Consider the following 16,779-nt stretch of genomic DNA (forward strand, 5'->3'; position numbering starts at 1 on the left):
GTCCGACTTATACCCCAAAATTCGATGTTTTCAAATTTTTGTCATGTACTTAAAGCAAATTTTAAAAGTACGGACTTGGATATAGATTTTTACAACCATAGCCAATGATTTATTGATTTTCACTATTTGCAAAGGTTTGTTATTCAAAAAAATGATATTACCTTTGCAGATAAGAAAAGCGTTCTTTTGATTTAATGCAAGATGAGGCGGAATATAGAACTACGCTCGTTTCCAAATCGTTACCTAGCAAGAAATAAATCTTTGCAAACTATTCAATTTCAGCGATAAAGACAATTTAATATGTCTTGAGCAGTGAAAGCTGATTTTCTTGGTGATGCCGCATTCCTTTATCATCTTTCCCATACGCTTGCATATTGACCAATAGTTGAGATTGGGAAATACAAGATTGTTTTCCTGAAAAGCCTTGTAACGCTCGATTATCTGCAAGGGAATATCCAGCAGCTTTACCTGAAACGGTACACCCGTCTTGTGTCGTTTGGAAATAATCCATTTCTCACCGTTTACTTCCACAATCTGGTCGTTGCTTAATTCCTTTATATCCACGAATGAGAGGGCGGTAAAACTGGCGAAAACAAAAATATCACGGAGATAGAAGTTCTTGGGGTCTTTGAACTGAAATTCCATCAATGTTTTCAGCTCATTCTCCGTCAGATATTCACGCTCTTTCGTGTTCGGGCTTATATGGAACTGGGCAAACGGATTTCTCGGTATATGTCCATTGAAGTGTGCCCGCATCACCACACCTTTCAGCCACATGCAGTTTTCCCATATCGAACCGTTGTGCAGTCCGGCTTCGTTGGAAAGGAACACGGCGAACTCCTTGATGAAGTCGGGCGTAAGTTCAGGCATGGAGATGTCGTTCCGCTTGTAATGTGACCTGATGAATGCCGCCACATGGTTTCTTGCCCGTACCCTTGCCATATAGGTAGCCCTGACCCTGTCTTTTCCGACACGCTTCTTGAACACTTCATTTTCCTTGTCGAAAGCACCGAGCAACGTTTCATACTCACCGCCCAATCCCTGATAGGCATTGCGTACCATTTCTGCCGTTACATAGGCTTCACGGTCGGATATACGCTGGTAATGCTTGATGATTTGAGCCTTGATGTTGTCAAGCGCAAGATTGGTTTCCCTCGCTTCCAGACTCTTGCCCTTTGCCTTGTTCCCTTTGGCATCCCAAAGCTCTTTCGGGATAGTCCGCTTGCAGCTGAACTGTGCTACCGTACCATTGATTGTAACCCGTCCCATGATGGGGACAATTCCGTTCTTTTCCTTACTGCCGTTCACGTAGAACAGCACCTTGAATGTGCTTCTTGCCATACTCGTTTCTTTTTGGTTGCAAAACTATAAATCAACGAGTTACCTATTGATAAGCAAAGCTGCGCAGAACGCCGCAAAATGAAACAAGGACTGTCAAATCTGCACTTTCATCGGGTAATGATTAGGAAACCGTTCTTTTGCTTTAATCTGCTTTAAGACGGTTTTCAATTGTCTGCCCAACTTCTGTGTTTTTCTTCTAACTCCCTAATTATCAAATCCTGTTGCGTTAATCTGCTGCAATTCGGCGGATATTCCAGAGATTTTACGTAAGTTTGCGCCCGAAACCAATTTAAGGGCCTGTTTGAATTTTCTTCAAATAGAACTCTCAAACAGCAGACTGAACAGAATTGAAACAGGCTCTAAGTAATTTAGATATAGAAATGGAATTGCCAGAAGATCCGATGATGCTTTTCAGCTTCATCAATATGAAATTGCGCGATTGTTATTCTTCGCTGGACGAGCTTTGTGAGGACATGGATGTCAGTAAGGAAAAGATTGTAGACGTGTTGCGGTCTGCCGGATTTGAGTATAGTGCCGAGCATAATAAGTTCTGGTAGAAGAAAACTTAAAAACAGGCTCTAAATGCCTGGTGGTCATTTCTTTTTCCGGTATTCTTTTTTCAGGCAGAAGTTCAGTCCGGCATATATTTGCAGCGTTCCGAAGCCATTGTTCAGCGAGAAGTTGCTCCGATAGTAGTCGTAGGTTCTGCCCAAGAAAGAGGCTCCTGCGAAGTACTTGCTGTTGTTGTACACCACGCCGACACGCAAAATGAAGTCTATATTGAAGTTTCTGTACCAGTTGTTTTGCTCCTTTTCCGTCTTTTCTATGTGTGAGGTCTTGTAGGCGACCGCCGGATTGAGCGATAGGGAAGCAAGGAAATTCCGTGCGAATACCCAGTTGTAGGCATAACCGAAGTTGAGGCTGATATTCGTGTATTTGATGTGTTCCACCTTCATGTCGGCACTCATCGTTTCTCGAATGACTTCGGGCAGTTTGTTGTAGTCAAAGTTCAGGTTATGGGTAGATACGGAGTAGCCGGCTATCAGTGAGCCTGCGCTGCGGCGCTGATTGGTGGACTGGCTGAAAGCGGCAGGATAGGAGAAACAACGGTGGTTGAAGATATAGTACAGGTTCATACCTTTCATATTCACTTTCAGGCCGTTGAAATCTTCCGAGTAATTGGACTGGATAAGGTCGGAGAAGCCGGTCACATTGTGTATCTTATAATCATTTCCTGTGCGGCGGTAGAATATGTCTACCCCTAATTTGGAGCTATAAAGGCTGAGGTCGAATTCCGTTCCTCTGTTTTCCTTGCTCTTCTTTCCCGCCAGTGCGTCCGTATCGACCGACCATCCCAAGAATATCCACCGCCATCCGAAGTAGGCCCCTATCTTGTTGTGAGGGTTGGGGGTGAAGCGTAGTTGCTGGGGTTCGGGCATGTTGGTTCCCACGGAGTAATACTCGTAGTTCGTGAAGTGGTCCAGCATGAAGGCGTAGTTGTAACGGTTGGGACTTATGTAGGTCGTGTCGAAGTCGCTGAAGTTCAAGAACTTCTTTATGGCTTTTGTGAAGCCTCGCTTTTGTTTGCCGGTCGTGAGAGTGTCGTGCACGATGGAGTCATTCCTCTCATTTTGCGCAAGCAAACTGGGAGATAGCATGATACATAGCAAGAAGATAGCTCCTTTCAACATCAACCTTGTTTTTTGTTAGTTAATACTTTGCCTTTTTTTCTGTTATAAACAAAGCAAAAGGAAAAAGTAATCAATCTCTTTGCGAATTTAACGGTTCTTTTGTATAAATCCAATAATCTTTCAGTTTAGTTTTACCAGAATTTTATCCCGTGTTAATTTTTAACACAACGCCTTTGAATCGTTAACAAGTTTATTAGGTCTATTAAACCATGTTATAAAAACGCTTATTAGAGGCTGAAAATTTGGAGATATGTCCAAAGTCCGTATCTTTGCAACGTGTTTTTCATAGTATTAGATTTAAGGTTAACAAAAAGATTGGCTGTCTGGGATAGATAGCCTTTTTTTTTGCCCTATTGCCTTTTCTTTCCAAGTACTCCTCCCCATAGCCGATAACTTTCATCACGAAGCAACTGTTTTCATCCCGTGGGACAAAAAAATCCGTCCCGCGAGACAAAAGAATTCATCCCGCGAGGCAAGAGAAACCGTCTCGCGAGACAAATAAATTCATCTCGTGAGACGAAATCATTCATCTCATGGAGCAATTGCACAGCTCTTAATAAATGCAAAAAATGAACTCCCCAGATTTAACTTCGTCCTCTTTCCCGTTTCTAACCTAACAAAGCTAAGAAACAAAAGAACTGATGATAAACGAAGATAAGATTCGGCAGGTATATGCTTCCGACCCCAAGAAGGGTTTTAAGATGCTGATGGACAAATTCCAAGAGCCTATATATTACTATATACGGCGTCTGGTCGTGTCGCATGAGGATGCGGAAGATGTGCTTCAGGAAGTTTTCATCCGGGTGTATCGGGGTTGGGAACAGTTTCGTGGCGAAAGCTCATTGAGTACTTGGATCTATAGGATTGCAACCAACGAAAGCTTGCGCTTGCTGAATGCACGGAAGAACGAAGAAGCAATCGCGGCAGAAGAAGTACAGGAGGAACTGATGAATAAACTGAAAGCATCCGATTACATCGATTATGAAAACGAACTGGCGGTCAAGTTTCAGGAAGCCATCCTGAGCCTGCCCGAGAAGCAAAGGCTGGTGTTTAACTTGCGCTATTACGACGAACTTGAGTACGAAGAGATCAGCCGCATCTTGGACAGTAAGGTCGACGCCCTCAAGGTGAATTATCACTATGCGAAAGAAAAAATAAAAGAATATATCCTAAACAGATAAGAACGATCTAAATAGATAAGAACAATCTAAACGGATAAGAACGATCTAAATAGATAAGAACGATGGATAAAGAATTTGATTTTGACAGGATCGGCAAAAAGGTGCCTTATCGCACGCCTGAGCATTTCTTCGAGGAGATGCAGCAGGAAGTTATGCAACGCACGTATGGCGCACAGCCCGTGCAACATCGGCCGAAGATGCACGGTCGGCATCGATTGAAGGTGTTGTTTTCCGCTACGGTTGCGGCAGCGGCGATGCTGGCAGGCATCGTGTTTGCGTTGTCTTATTTCCGCACGGACAATGCGGTAGAAAGCACTTCGGACATGCTGGCAGCGGAAATGGGCGGTAGCGAGGCGATGGATAAATGGATTTATGAATTGTCGGATGAGGAGTTGGAAGAGCTCGTCAACTTCTCTGAAAACGATATATTTCTGAACTAAGAGCCTTTTGAAGAAAGTTTAAACAGGCTCCAAGTATTATGAGTATTAATTAAAAATCAAGAAGCTTATGAAAACAAGATTGATGTATTTGGTATTGGCCGTTTTTCTGATGGGCGGACAAGTTGTTTCTGCACAGAACAAGGATAACAAGGATAATAGGGATAACAAGCAGCGTCCTACTCCCGAACAGGTGATGAAGCGACAGACGAACATGATGGTGAAGACACTGATGCTGGATGACGCTACGGCAGCCAAGTTCGTTCCGGTCTACGAGAATTATCTGAAGGAATTGCGTGAATGCAGAACGATGAACCGCAAAAGTAGAGCAGAGAACGGTGGCAATGCAAAGGGCGGTCAGGCACAGAATGCAGTGCAGACGGATGCGGAGATAGAGAAGCAGATCAAGGACAGGTTTGTGCAGAGCCGCAAGATCCTCGACGTGCGTGAGAAGTATTACAATGAGTTCCGCAAGGTCCTTACCCCCAAGCAGATCCAGAAGATCTACCAGGCGGAGATGAACAATGCGAACAAGTTCAAAAGGGAGTTTGACAGAAGGAACACCCAAAAGTCCGGAGCGGAGAAGAGACCGGCAGGAAAGAACACTCCCAAGAAGTAAAACGATATCTTCGGAAAGGATCTTTTTGACTGGCGCGTATGGACTGTGGCAAATACACATATCTGGCTCTGCGAAGCATACTGTTGTACATGTTTTTATTGTGCATGGATATCTATCACACACAGCACCGGCGACAACCGTACGAAGACCCACAACCTGATAGCCAACGCCTATCTGGAGTGGAAGATGGACTCTGTGACCAATCTGGTGTTTCGTCCGCAATACCGTTACAACGCGAACGCCAGAAGAGGGAGCGGCTATCAGGAGAGTTGGTCGGACGAGACGCTGCTGAACGAGAGAAATTCCTCCAGCCTGTACGACAATGACCTCTATAACCTCACGTTCATGCTGCAAGTGAACCGTAAGTTCAGCCGTAAGGGAAGGAACCTGGCGCTCAAACTGGATTATGGCACCAATGCTTCTTCTTCCGACCGGGAGAGCTTTTCGAACACGCACTATTTCAAGAACGATACCGAGAAGAGCGTCCCATTTTCCACTTATTCTAAGTTTCCAATCTCATCCAGATTCTTCTGAATATCCTGATCGGTCAGTTCGTAGTTCACGAGGTCGCCGGAGAGATACTTGTCGTAGGAAGCCATGTCAATCAGGCCGTGACCGGAGAGGTTGAACAGGATGACTTTCTCTTCGCCGGTCTCTTTGCAGCGGTTGGCTTCGCGGATGGTGGCGGCGATGGCGTGGCACGATTCGGGTGCGGGGATGATACCTTCGGCTTGGGCGAAGAGTATACCGGCATCGAACGATTCCAACTGGTTGATATCAACAGCTTCCATCATCTTGTCCTTCAGCAGTTGGGAGACGATGACGCCTGCACCGTGGTAGCGCAATCCGCCTGCATGGATGTTGGCAGGGGCGAAGTTATGTCCTAAGGTAAACATCGGAAGCAACGGAGTATATCCTGCCTCGTCGCCGAAGTCATACTGGAACTTGCCGCGTGTCAGTTTGGGACAAGAGGTGGGTTCGGCAGCCACGAAACGCGTCAGCTTGCCTTCGAGGATGTTGTGGCGCATGAAGGGGAAGGAGATACCTCCGAAGTTGGAGCCGCCTCCGAAGCAACCGATCACTACATCGGGATATTCGCCTGCCATTGCCATTTGCTTTTCGGCTTCCAGTCCGATGACAGTCTGGTGCAGGGTGACGTGGCTCAGCACAGAACCGAGAGTGTACTTACAGTTGGGCGTGCTACGCGCCAGTTCGATGGCTTCGGATATGGCTGTTCCCAAAGAACCTTGATGGTTGGGATGCGCTGTCAGGATGTCTTTTCCGGCACGGGTGGACATGGAGGGCGACGGAGTGACTTGTGCGCCGAACGTCTGCATGACGCTGCGGCGGTAAGGCTTCTGCTCGTAGCTGATTTTCACCTGATATACTGCGGCTTCCAGCCCGAACAGTCGTGCGGCGTATGCCAAGGATGCACCCCATTGTCCGGCACCGGTTTCGGTCGTGACGTTGGTTACGCCCTCCTGCTTGCAGTAGTATGCCTGCGGGATGGCCGAGTTTAGTTTGTGCGACCCCATCGGGCTGACACTCTCGTTCTTGAAGTAGATGTGCGCCGGGGTGCCGAGTGCTTTCTCCAGTCCGTAGGCGCGTACCAGCGGTGTGCTACGGTAGTACTTGTACATTTCGCGTACTTCCTCAGGTATCTCGATCCAGGCGTCCGTCTGGTTCAGCTCTTGTCGGCACAGCTCTTCGGCGAAGATCGGGAACATGTCTTCCGGTTTCAACGGTTGCTTGGTGGCGGGGTTGAGAGGTGGCATGGGTTTGTTCACCATATCTGCTTGTATGTTGTACCAGTAGTGCGGAATTTCCTCTTCCGGGAGGATGAATCTTTTAGTCTTATTGCTCATAGTGATTATTCGATTTTAGAATTTCGACGTCAAATGTAACCATTATTTTCAAAACATTTTCTTTTTTCTTTTGTTTTTTATCTGTAAGTGTTGTTTTGCTTATGTTGATTTGTTCTTATTTGTTTGTTTGATTTGTTCTTGTTTGTTTGATTTTTCCCATGAAGATCTATCATAAAATATTGCTGTATCAGAACAAGTGGCTCTATCCGTACATCCGGGTACTCCTGACGGGGATGGTTTATGTGGCCTACCTGGCTTCTCTCCTGCTGATTCTGGGCGTGGTGTATGAGCACGGGGTTACGGTTTCTGAGCAGAGCGTCGGGCGATTGCAACATTTGTACGACATCGTTAGGGGTATATTCCTGCTGGAAGTCACGTTATACATACTGCTGGATTATCAGCATACGAAACGTAGATTCAACCGGTTGACGTGGGTACTGGTTGCATTGCTTTATCTCACTTTGGTTCCTCTCTTTTTCCATCCACCGGAAGAAGAAGCTCTCTGGTTGCTTTGGGAATTTTTGGACGGGAAGTTCTATCGGACTTCGCTGCTACTTATATTTTCATTTCTCAACCTATCCAACGGACTGGTCCGGTTGCTGGGGCGGCGGACGAATCCTTCGCTTATTCTGGCAGTCAGTTTCCTGGTCATCATCCTTGTCGGGGCGGGTTTGTTGATGCTTCCCCGATGTACCACGAGCGGTATTTCGTGGGTAGATGCGCTGTTCATTTCGACCAGTGCGGTGTGTGTCACGGGGCTGACTTCGGTGGATGTGGCGTCCACATTCACGGCTTCCGGTTTTGTGGTGATTGTCCTGCTGATACAGATCGGAGGTTTGGGGGTGATGACACTGACCAGTTTCTTTGCCATGTTCTTCATGGGGAACACATCGGTCTACAATCAGTTGGTGGTCCGTGATATGGTCAGTTCCGATTCGTTGAGTTCGTTGCTCCCTACGTTGCTGCATATATTGGGCTTTACGTTGGCCATCGAAGGGGTGGGGATGCTTGCTATCTGGAGCGATATTCATGCCACGATGGGGATGACATTTCAGGAGGAGGCGGCTTTTGCGGCTTTCCATGCCATTTCGGCATTCTGCAATGCGGGATTCTCTACCTTGCCGGGCAATCTGGGGAATCCGTCGGTGATGGCGGGGCATAATCCTTTTTTCATCTACATATCGTTGCTGATCATTCTGGGGGGTATCGGTTTTCCGATATTGGTGAATCTGAAGGGGATTGTGCTCCATCACCTGCGCAAGGCGTGGACGTTTCTGCATACGTGGAAGTGGGACAAGCATCGCTTCTACCATCTGTATAACCTGAATACGAGCATCGTGCTGATTATGACGTTCCTGCTGTTGGTGCTGGGCACGGTGTCTATAGCCTTCTTCGAGTGGAACGGTGCTTTTGCCGGAATGTCCGTGGCTGATAAGTGGACGCAGGCTTTCTTTAATGCGGTTTGCCCGCGTACGGCAGGGTTCAACAGTGTGGACTTGACAACGTTTGGGGTACAGACCGTGCTGATTTACATCTTCCTGATGTGGGTTGGCGGTGCGGCACAGTCCACGGCGGGCGGTATCAAGGTGAATGCGTTTGCGGTGGTGGTGCTGAACTTGGTTGCCGTGTTGCGTGGCACGGAGAGGGTGGAGGTCTTCGGACGTGAATTGTCTTACGATTCAATCCGGCGTTCCAATGCTACGGTGGTGATGTATGCCGGTGTCTTGTCTGCCTGTGTGTTTGTGCTGACGTTGTGGGAGCCTCAGGTGCCTGTCATGGCGCTGTTGTTTGAGTGCGTGTCGGCACTGAGTACGGTAGGAGCTAGTCTGAACCTTACTCCTACGCTGGGCGATGACAGTAAATTACTAGTCATCGTCCAGATGTTTATCGGTCGTGTGGGGATGATCACGCTGATGTTAGGCATTGTCAGGCAGAAGAAACATACGAAGTATCGTTATCCGAGCGGTCAGATCATTATCAATTAACGGATTTCAGGTGTTCCTTTGTAAACTTGTCAACTGAATCCTTGTCAACTAAGAGGTTGAGCTTGTGAAACTTAAAATTATATAGATATGAAGTACATCATTATAGGTTTGGGAAATTACGGTCACATGCTTGCCGAAGAACTTTCGGCGTTGGGGCATGAGGTGATCGGTGCGGATGTCAGTGTGAGCCGCGTAGACAGCATCAAGGAGAAAATAGCCACGGCGTTTGTATTGGATGCCACGGACGACCAGTCGTTGTCCGTCCTTCCGCTGAATGGGGTGGACGTGGTGATAGTGGCTATTGGCGAAAACTTCGGGGCTTCCATCCGTGTGGTGGCTATCCTGAAGCAGATGAAGGTGAAGCATATTTTCGCAAGGGCGATAGACAGTGTCCACCGTTCCGTGCTGGAGGCTTTCGAACTGGAACGGATATTGACGCCTGAGGAAGATGCTGCCCGAGGGCTGGTGCATCTTTTGGAATTCGGTTCCGATATGGAGACGTTCAGGGTGGGATTGGATTACTATGTGGTGAAGTTTGCCGTACCGGAGAAGATGGTGGGCTATTACACCAACGAATTGAACCTCTACGACGAATTTGGCTTGCGGTTGTTGGCGTTGAAGCGTGCCAGGCAGGCGAAGAATTGCTTGGGCATCTCGTTCACAGAACATCTTATGATGGACAAACCGGAGGAGAAGGACCAGATTCAGGCTGGCGATGAATTGATTTGCTATGGACGTTATAAAGACTTTCAGAAATTCTGGAGGGCGATGTAAATAAATCGTTGTCCAACAAGTTGAATGGAGTCACGACACTCGTATTGCATTTGCCGATGAATGACAGGCAGGCTTCGGAAAAGATGTAGCAAAGGCACGGCTTTATATCTGGAGTATGGCAAGCAATCCGTCCGAACAAGGTGATAAACACAACAAGATGATTATGGAGCAAAGTCCCCGATGGCTGGCACAAGACCCCTTACGCATGGGCTGGTATCGGTTGTACACTCGTTTCTTTTTTCTGTTTACCGTCAGTTGGGCACAATGGCATGAATACCGGGAAGAAAACAGGCAGTTAAGAACAGTTGCAGACAAACATCAGGTGACTACGGTCATGCTTAACGAATTGTGCCCGGAACTGGCCGTGACCGTAGGGGCTTACGAAAAACAGGTGGATGTTGTCGACGTGGATTCCACACTGGTCATATTCAACCGACAGGCCAGGTCTGTAACAGAAGACAGGTGTAATAGTCAAGACTTGTTATGACTGTCATTTTTCAATCAAAGCAAATCTTGACCATGATTATTTGGCTAATCCTCATTATCCGAATCTGCATATAGCTCGCATTGACGGATAACAGTTTCGAGGGCTGCTTCTTGTTCTTCGGGTGGGTACTTGTATTTTTTGAGCAATCGTTTTACCATAGAGCGCATTTTGGCACGAGCTGACTCTTTCTGTCGCCAGTCAATCGTTTTGCTGCTGCGTAAGGCTTCGGTCAGTTCCTTTGCCATAGCAACAAGTTGGTCGTTTTCGTAGAAATCTTTTACGGCTTGCGGCTTTGTCAAGGCATCGTAAAATGCTTGCTCTTCCTCTGTCAGCCCCAATTCTGACGCTTGCTCAGCATTCGCTTTCAGCTCCTGCGCCATTTTCAGCAACTCTTTTATCACTTCTTCATTGGAAATCAAGCCACGCAAGTATTCGGCAAGCCGAGCATCAAGCATTTCGCTGAATTTCTCAGCTTCTACCATTCTCTTTTTAGCATGTTTCCTTATATGTTCTTCAAGCAAGCGTTTGAGCAATTCGAGTGCAAAGTTTTTCTCTTTCATTTCGGCAATCTCTTTCAAGAAATTCTCGTCAAAAAGAGAAAATTCAGTCCCCTTGGTGCTGAGTATTTCCACCACGCCGTCAGCCTTGATAGCCACTTTGAGCAACTGCGTAATGCGCTCGTCTATGATTTTTCGGGTAATCTTCTTGTTTCCCGTTAGGCGTAAAAGCAACGTCCTCACTGCTTCAAAGTATGCTTCTTCATAACGTTCCGCAGGGGTTAGTAAACTTCGACAAAGCGATGCGGATTGCGCCAGACGTTTGCTTTCTTCCATAAAAACCTTTTGCGCTTCAGCAGGAACAGCATCCACTAAAGTAATGATGCCGTTTTCATCTGTCTGGGTGGTAGGTTGAGAAGAAACAAGATTGTTTTTGTCAAGCAATACGTTCACCCCGCCTCTTATAAGATTGGCTCGTTGCAAGTTGGAACAGTCGGCAAAAGCGGAATAGTCGTAGTCATCCATACATTCACGGCAACGCTTTAGTGCAACGACAAATTGCTGATATGCAGTAGTCTTGATATTCGGGTCACCAAAGCGTTTCTTGTCACGTCCTGTATAGTCGTGCATGGCTTTTTTAAGAGCTTTGGCTATGCCTATATAATCCACCACCAAACCACCGCTCTTTTCCGGGAAAACACGGTTTACCCGGGCAATAGCCTGCATCAGGTTATGCCCCTTCATAGGTTTATAAACGTACATCGTGGCAAGCGAGGGTACATCAAAACCTGTGAGCCACATATCCACGACAATAGCGATTTTCAGCGGTGAATTGTTATCCTTGAACTGACGAGCCAGTTCCTCTTTTCGTGCGCCAGACCCAATAATATCATTCCATTCTACTGGATCTTGGTTTCCTTGTGTCATGACTACACAAATAATGTCTTTCCACTGAGGACGAAGTTCTATCAGCTTTTTGTAAATATCAATTCCTGTAGCACGGTCAATCACCACAATCATAGCCTTGCCCGTAAGCAAGTCGGCACGGTTGTTCTCGTAATGGTCTATGATGTCCTTACATAGAGAGTCTATGGTTTGCGGAGCTGAGAGCAAGGCGTGAAGACGTGCATTTTCATCCTTTGAGCGTTTGATGTCCTGTTCTTCCGCTCCTTCTTCCGCAAGTTTCTCATACTCGTTATCCAGCAATTTAAGCGTGTCGGCATCCAAATCCAATTTCAACAAGCGGCTTTCGTAATATACAGGGACTGTAGCACCGTCTTCCACGGCTTGGGTCATGTCGTAGATGTCGATATAGTTGCCGAAGACCTCTCTTGTATCGTTGTCGTCTTGCTCAATAGGTGTACCAGTGAAGCCGATGAACGCAGCATGAGGCAATAGTTTACGTACAATAGCCGCAAAGCCGAGTTTTAACTCACCTGTTTCTGTATCTACCTTTGTTCTGGTGTTTGACTGTGTGCGGTGGGCTTCATCGCTAATCACAATCACATCGGCACGGTTGGTGATTAGTTTGTCACGGTCTTTGAATTTTTGGATATTGGCAAAAATAATACCATGACTTTTACGCTTTTCCAGCAGTTCATACAAGTGTTCGCCGTCAGTAGCCTTTATAGGCGTTTGGCGCAAGTAATCGCTACAAGCCGCAAAAGTGTTATGAAGTTGGTCGTTCAAATCGAGGCGGTCTGTCAGAACAAGCAAGGTCGCACTCAACAGATTCTTCAAAAGCTGATGGGCATAGAATACCATTGAAAGACTTTTACCAGAACCTTGCGTGTGCCAGAATACACCAATTTTACCGTCATTGCGTTGTAAGGCTTGCTTTGTGCAGTCAAGAGCTTTCTTTACGGCAAAATACTGATGATAACCAGCAAGGATGCGGAGTTTTTTATCCACACCCATAGTGAGGGTGAAGTCTGCAATAATATCAATGAAGCGATGTTTGGTGAAGATACCATTAAAGAAAGTCTCAAAGTCGGCAAATACTGTACTTTCATAACTCCCGTCTGTGGTTTTCCACTCCATATACCGGTCAAGCGGTGCCGTAATCGTACCTACACGAGTGTCTGCCATGTCGCTTATCACAAGCATTTGGCAAGCGGTAAAGAGTTGCGGAACAATACGCATATAGTTCTGCAACTGCTGATGGGCTTCCTCCGAATTGGTAACTTCACGGGAAGGAGACTTCAACTCAATGACAGAGACAGGCAGGCCATTAACAAACACCACAATATCGGCACGTTTGGTGGAATTACCGTTTACGATCGTCCATTGATTGGCAACAACAAATGAGTTGTTGTCTATATTAACGGGGTCTATTATTTTAATATGGTCACTGCGCAGTGTTCCTTGGTCAGTTTTGAACGTAACGTCCAAGCCATTTTGTAGCCAATCGGTAAGGGTCACGTTTGCACTAACCAAAGGCTGGCTGAATAATTCACGTATTTGTCGGATAGCTTCGTCAACGGCTCCAACTTTGTCTGTTCCATTGATAAGCAACATCGCCTTACGCAATGCTCCCGGTATGGTGGCATCAGTGAGTTCTCGGCAGGTGTCGGTTTCAAGTTCCGGGCCATAATGATATTCATAGCCCATTTCCTTGAACAAAGAGATTATCGACTGCTCGTATGAATCTTCTGTAAAATGGAACGTATTAGGCATAATAGGTTGGAATTAAATTATCATTTATCCGGCGGTTTAGTTCGATTTTGGAGTCGAGGGATGAAAGAACAGATACAATATCACTCATTGTATTTTCATTAGGAACAGGTATGTCTAAATTCCTTAATGCTCCCAATGAAATATATGGTTGTGATGAGCCACTTCGTAATTTAGAAAGCTGCTGCTTTCCATGCGGTGAGGTTAAATAATAATATAACCATTTACATTTAAGTTCATTGCCTACTTTAAGAAGTCCTACATTTTTAATAGCATAATCTGTTTGTTTGGAAGACTCAATACAACAAAAACCACAATAAGCACCAATCATACTTATAATAATATCCCATTGATCAACTTTACTCCGAGTAATAATCTTATTATAATCATCTTCTGATATTTTATAAGCACTTTCAAAATCAATGCGATTATCCTTAATATGTTTTGATGTAATAAGATATTTTCCAAACTCTGTTTGCTTGGGGCTATCATGCGTACCATCTGTCACATTATAGCAATAATCATATGCTTTTATAATATTCCACTGTTCCATAAATGAGAATTTAGCTGTTTAAATTATTCGTTTTAATCTCCCAAAAACCGTTTCTTTTGCCGTTTTTGCGCTCGATGATGCCTTTTTCGGTCAAATTTACGGTAATGGTCTTGACTGTTCTCTCAGATTTGCCTATATGCGCAGCGATTTCTTTTTGCGTAGCTTTAGGCTGTTCTCGCAAGAAGTTGAGCACGGCAACTTCTTCCAAAGTGCAACTCAAAGTGCAAATATTACACTTTGAAGCAACGTCATTGGATGTACTTGCACTTTGAATGTTTTGCGAAGAAGATTCCTGCACAAGCATTGTCCGATTCTTTAGCTCGTTATGCTCATGTAGAATCAAGTTCCGGAAGAATGCTTCAATATATTCGGTAGTAGCATAAATGCCTTTGCTCAAATTGTTGTAGTTGGCACGAACCAAGGCATTACGGAAATACCATGAATGATTGGCAAACGCTTCGTTGCTGATGTCGAAACCAAATGTGCGCAGGTATTTGATTGTGAACACTGCCGTGGTACGGGTGTTCCCCTCACCAAAAGCGTGAATTTGCCAAACTCCGGATATAAACTTGGCGATATGCGTGATAGCGTCGCTAATGTTCAAATCCTTATAGCTGAAATTCTTCTCCTGCATAAAATCATAATCAAGAGTTTCTCGTATGCTGTCGGCACTGGCATAAAGTACGGTCTCACCTTTCAGCACCCACTCCTTTTTGGTGATATTGTAATCCCTGACCTTTCCTGCGAATTTATAGATACCTTGGAAAAGTCGGCGATGAATGGTGATATATTCAACAGGCGAGAATGTGAACGTCTTCTCCGACAATATCTCTGCGATACGTGCCGACACCTTATCGGCTTCTTCCGTTCTGTCTTCTATGTCAGCTCGGACAGTCTTAGACTGATAGTAACTATCAATAAGTTGTTTGGCTTCTTCGATAGTTATATCTCCCTCGATATGTTGACGAGCCGTTTGTATCAGATATTCAGACGGTTTCAAATCGTCCACCGCCTGCAATCCGATAGCAGTCTGCCAAGCATAGCCTTTTTCTCTTTTCTGAGGCTCACCCTGTCTTATATATTCTTCAAAGTCATTCATAATATAAATATAGCAATTTGACCACAAATAATCGTAGCCTATTGTACTTCGTTTACGTAGTTTTCAATTTCACGATTCCACTTTATTGTAACTACACCGTTCCTTATCTCTGGATAGAAATAGATTGAATCTTTCTGAGAAGAAAGGTGTTGTGCATCTATTGAATAAATGCGTGTCCTTTTACCATCATTGACATTCATAATCAAAACATCAAAATCAGAACTACTTCCGTATTTTATCCTACATTTCTGACTTTTCCCTATATTTCTATTTATAATCTTTTCAATCATATTGCATTGTGTAAATGATTAATAATCAAAACTCATATTCCCAGACATTAGCTTAGGCAGGAGTGTATCACGGAGAGAAGCCAAACGAGAAATTTCTATTCCATTAGCTTGCTTTTTTGAAAGTAAGAGCGAAACAACAAGATTAAACCTTGATATTATTTCTTTGGGTGGAATAACAAATAATTCTCTCTCTAGCAAACTATTGATATTTAAATTCTTTAGTCCATTAGAACCATTTTCATATATAAACATCACTTTTTTGTCGTAAAGATATTGCCACAAAAGGTAAAAGAATAAAGAAAAACTTTCTTTAATCTCCAACGATTTGCAGAAGTTTGTACATATCAGCGCATTATCGCAATCTGCAATAAAAGTTTTATCAATTAGTACAATACGACCTGTCGATTGAGTTGGCGAACCACCGGAAATTTCTACAACAACATTTCCATCACAAAGAGTTTTCTCCCTAAAATTCTTTTCCAAGATATAGCGAATAGGCATTTTGCCTTTGCTTCCTTCTTTAATATCAGGAAAATCTGCACCTCTCATACAAAATGTCCTCATCGTGTGGTTTCCCATCTGTTCATCCTTACCCCAATCCCCGGATTTAACTTTTTCAACGAGGTATTTCAATGGCTTTACATTCCATCCATATGGTCTTCTCCCAAAGTCATCATCCACAAATTCGCCATCCTTAAACGGCTCGAAATCCACGAACCAAGCCTTGAACAACGCCTGCGCCTGCTGCTCTAAATTATCATTTATACGGCGGTTCAACTCGATTTTGTCATCAAAAGATGACAGAATAGACGAAATGCGTTTTTGTTCATTTATACTTGGTGCCATAAATGAATAATTCCTCATTGTTTCCAATGATACATTCTTAATTGTTGTGCCTGTAGCTAAATGTGTTATTGTATCTTTAAATTGTTGCGAGGCAATAACATAATATATAAAATTCAGGTCGAAATTATCTGCCACATTAAAGTAACAAGCACTTTTACCTAAAATGCATGCTTCTCCCTTATATTTTGCAACATTGCCGATTGTACCATTAATAGAAACCAATATAGTTCGCGGGGTTAGATTTTTTCTATACTTATTAGCTTCATATTCTGAAACACGCTTTGTTGAATCCTTTATCTCAATTTTTCCATCAACAAGATTATTCCCATTGATAAAAAACACAGTTCCATTTTCGTCATATTTTGGAGTTCCATGTAAACCATCACCCAAAATGGTAGTTACATCCTTTAATTGGTATTCTTTCCACTCTTCCATAAATGA

General features: G+C 44.5%; 12 protein-coding genes and 3 pseudogenes. 8 read left to right on the forward strand and 7 right to left on the reverse strand.

The window, feature by feature from the left end:
• Positions 1 to 300: 300 nt before the first annotated feature.
• Positions 301 to 1,341 (reverse strand): annotated as a pseudogene (locus tag QZ323_RS04875) (phage integrase SAM-like domain-containing protein); the annotation flags it as partial.
• A 380-nt stretch (positions 1,342 to 1,721) separates the two neighbouring features.
• Between QZ323_RS04875 and QZ323_RS04880 the strand changes: the two are divergent.
• Positions 1,722 to 1,898 (forward strand): DUF4250 domain-containing protein, encoded by a 177-nt coding sequence (locus QZ323_RS04880; protein ID WP_294633284.1) that lies wholly within the window; start codon positions 1,722 to 1,724, stop codon positions 1,896 to 1,898.
• A gap of 36 nt (positions 1,899 to 1,934) precedes the next feature.
• Here the strand turns inward: QZ323_RS04880 and QZ323_RS04885 are convergent, their stop codons facing one another.
• Positions 1,935 to 3,032, reverse strand: a complete 1,098-nt coding sequence (locus QZ323_RS04885; RefSeq protein WP_294633285.1) for a DUF4421 domain-containing protein — start codon at positions 3,030 to 3,032, stop codon at positions 1,935 to 1,937.
• Positions 3,033 to 3,673: 641 nt separating this feature from the next.
• On the opposite strand from QZ323_RS04885, the gene QZ323_RS04890 reads away from it, so the two are divergent.
• The 4 genes and pseudogenes from QZ323_RS04890 to QZ323_RS04905 form a co-directional block, all read left to right on the forward strand.
• On the forward strand, positions 3,674 to 4,213 hold the full coding sequence (locus QZ323_RS04890) for a sigma-70 family RNA polymerase sigma factor (protein ID WP_294633286.1): 540 nt from the start codon (positions 3,674 to 3,676) through the stop codon (positions 4,211 to 4,213).
• A 62-nt stretch (positions 4,214 to 4,275) separates the two neighbouring features.
• A complete protein-coding gene (locus QZ323_RS04895) occupies positions 4,276 to 4,653 on the forward strand; it encodes a hypothetical protein (protein WP_294633287.1) in 378 nt (125 codons plus the stop codon).
• A gap of 67 nt (positions 4,654 to 4,720) precedes the next feature.
• On the forward strand, positions 4,721 to 5,269 hold the full coding sequence (locus QZ323_RS04900) for a hypothetical protein (RefSeq protein ID WP_294633289.1): 549 nt from the start codon (positions 4,721 to 4,723) through the stop codon (positions 5,267 to 5,269).
• A gap of 126 nt (positions 5,270 to 5,395) precedes the next feature.
• Positions 5,396 to 5,749 (forward strand): annotated as a pseudogene (locus QZ323_RS04905) (TonB-dependent receptor); the annotation flags it as partial.
• Positions 5,750 to 5,766: 17 nt separating this feature from the next.
• Here QZ323_RS04905 and QZ323_RS04910 read toward each other — a convergent pair.
• Positions 5,767 to 7,134 carry a TrpB-like pyridoxal phosphate-dependent enzyme gene (locus QZ323_RS04910; protein ID WP_294633291.1) on the reverse strand — a complete coding sequence of 456 codons (1,368 nt, stop codon included), beginning with the start codon at positions 7,132 to 7,134 and terminating at the stop codon, positions 5,767 to 5,769.
• A 158-nt stretch (positions 7,135 to 7,292) separates the two neighbouring features.
• On the opposite strand from QZ323_RS04910, the gene QZ323_RS04915 reads away from it, so the two are divergent.
• From QZ323_RS04915 to QZ323_RS04925, 3 genes and pseudogenes are all read left to right on the forward strand, one after another.
• Positions 7,293 to 9,119, forward strand: a complete 1,827-nt coding sequence (locus QZ323_RS04915; protein ID WP_294633293.1) for a potassium transporter TrkG — start codon at positions 7,293 to 7,295, stop codon at positions 9,117 to 9,119.
• A gap of 87 nt (positions 9,120 to 9,206) precedes the next feature.
• Positions 9,207 to 9,893: a TrkA family potassium uptake protein gene (locus tag QZ323_RS04920; RefSeq protein WP_294633295.1), complete on the forward strand. Its 687-nt coding sequence runs from the start codon at positions 9,207 to 9,209 to the stop codon at positions 9,891 to 9,893.
• A 59-nt stretch (positions 9,894 to 9,952) separates the two neighbouring features.
• Positions 9,953 to 10,380 (forward strand): annotated as a pseudogene (locus QZ323_RS04925) (hypothetical protein); the annotation flags it as partial.
• A 44-nt stretch (positions 10,381 to 10,424) separates the two neighbouring features.
• Here QZ323_RS04925 and QZ323_RS04930 read toward each other — a convergent pair.
• The 4 genes from QZ323_RS04930 to QZ323_RS04945 form a co-directional block, all read right to left on the reverse strand.
• The gene (locus QZ323_RS04930; RefSeq protein WP_294633298.1) at positions 10,425 to 13,553 is read right to left on the reverse strand and encodes a type I restriction endonuclease subunit R; all 3,129 of its coding nucleotides are present in this window, start codon (positions 13,551 to 13,553) and stop codon (positions 10,425 to 10,427) included.
• On the reverse strand, positions 13,546 to 14,103 hold the full coding sequence (locus tag QZ323_RS04935; protein WP_294633299.1) for a restriction endonuclease subunit S: 558 nt from the start codon (positions 14,101 to 14,103) through the stop codon (positions 13,546 to 13,548). Before QZ323_RS04935 ends, QZ323_RS04930 begins: the two co-directional genes overlap by 8 nt.
• A gap of 10 nt (positions 14,104 to 14,113) precedes the next feature.
• Positions 14,114 to 15,202: a Fic family protein gene (locus QZ323_RS04940; protein ID WP_294633301.1), complete on the reverse strand. Its 1,089-nt coding sequence runs from the start codon at positions 15,200 to 15,202 to the stop codon at positions 14,114 to 14,116.
• A gap of 308 nt (positions 15,203 to 15,510) precedes the next feature.
• On the reverse strand, positions 15,511 to 16,773 hold the full coding sequence (locus QZ323_RS04945) for a restriction endonuclease subunit S (protein ID WP_294633302.1): 1,263 nt from the start codon (positions 16,771 to 16,773) through the stop codon (positions 15,511 to 15,513).
• Positions 16,774 to 16,779 lie beyond the last annotated feature (6 nt).

Origin of the sequence: uncultured Bacteroides sp. (assembly GCF_910585845.1) — a bacterium.
In the GTDB taxonomy this organism is placed as follows: Bacteria; Bacteroidota; Bacteroidia; order Bacteroidales; family Bacteroidaceae; genus Bacteroides.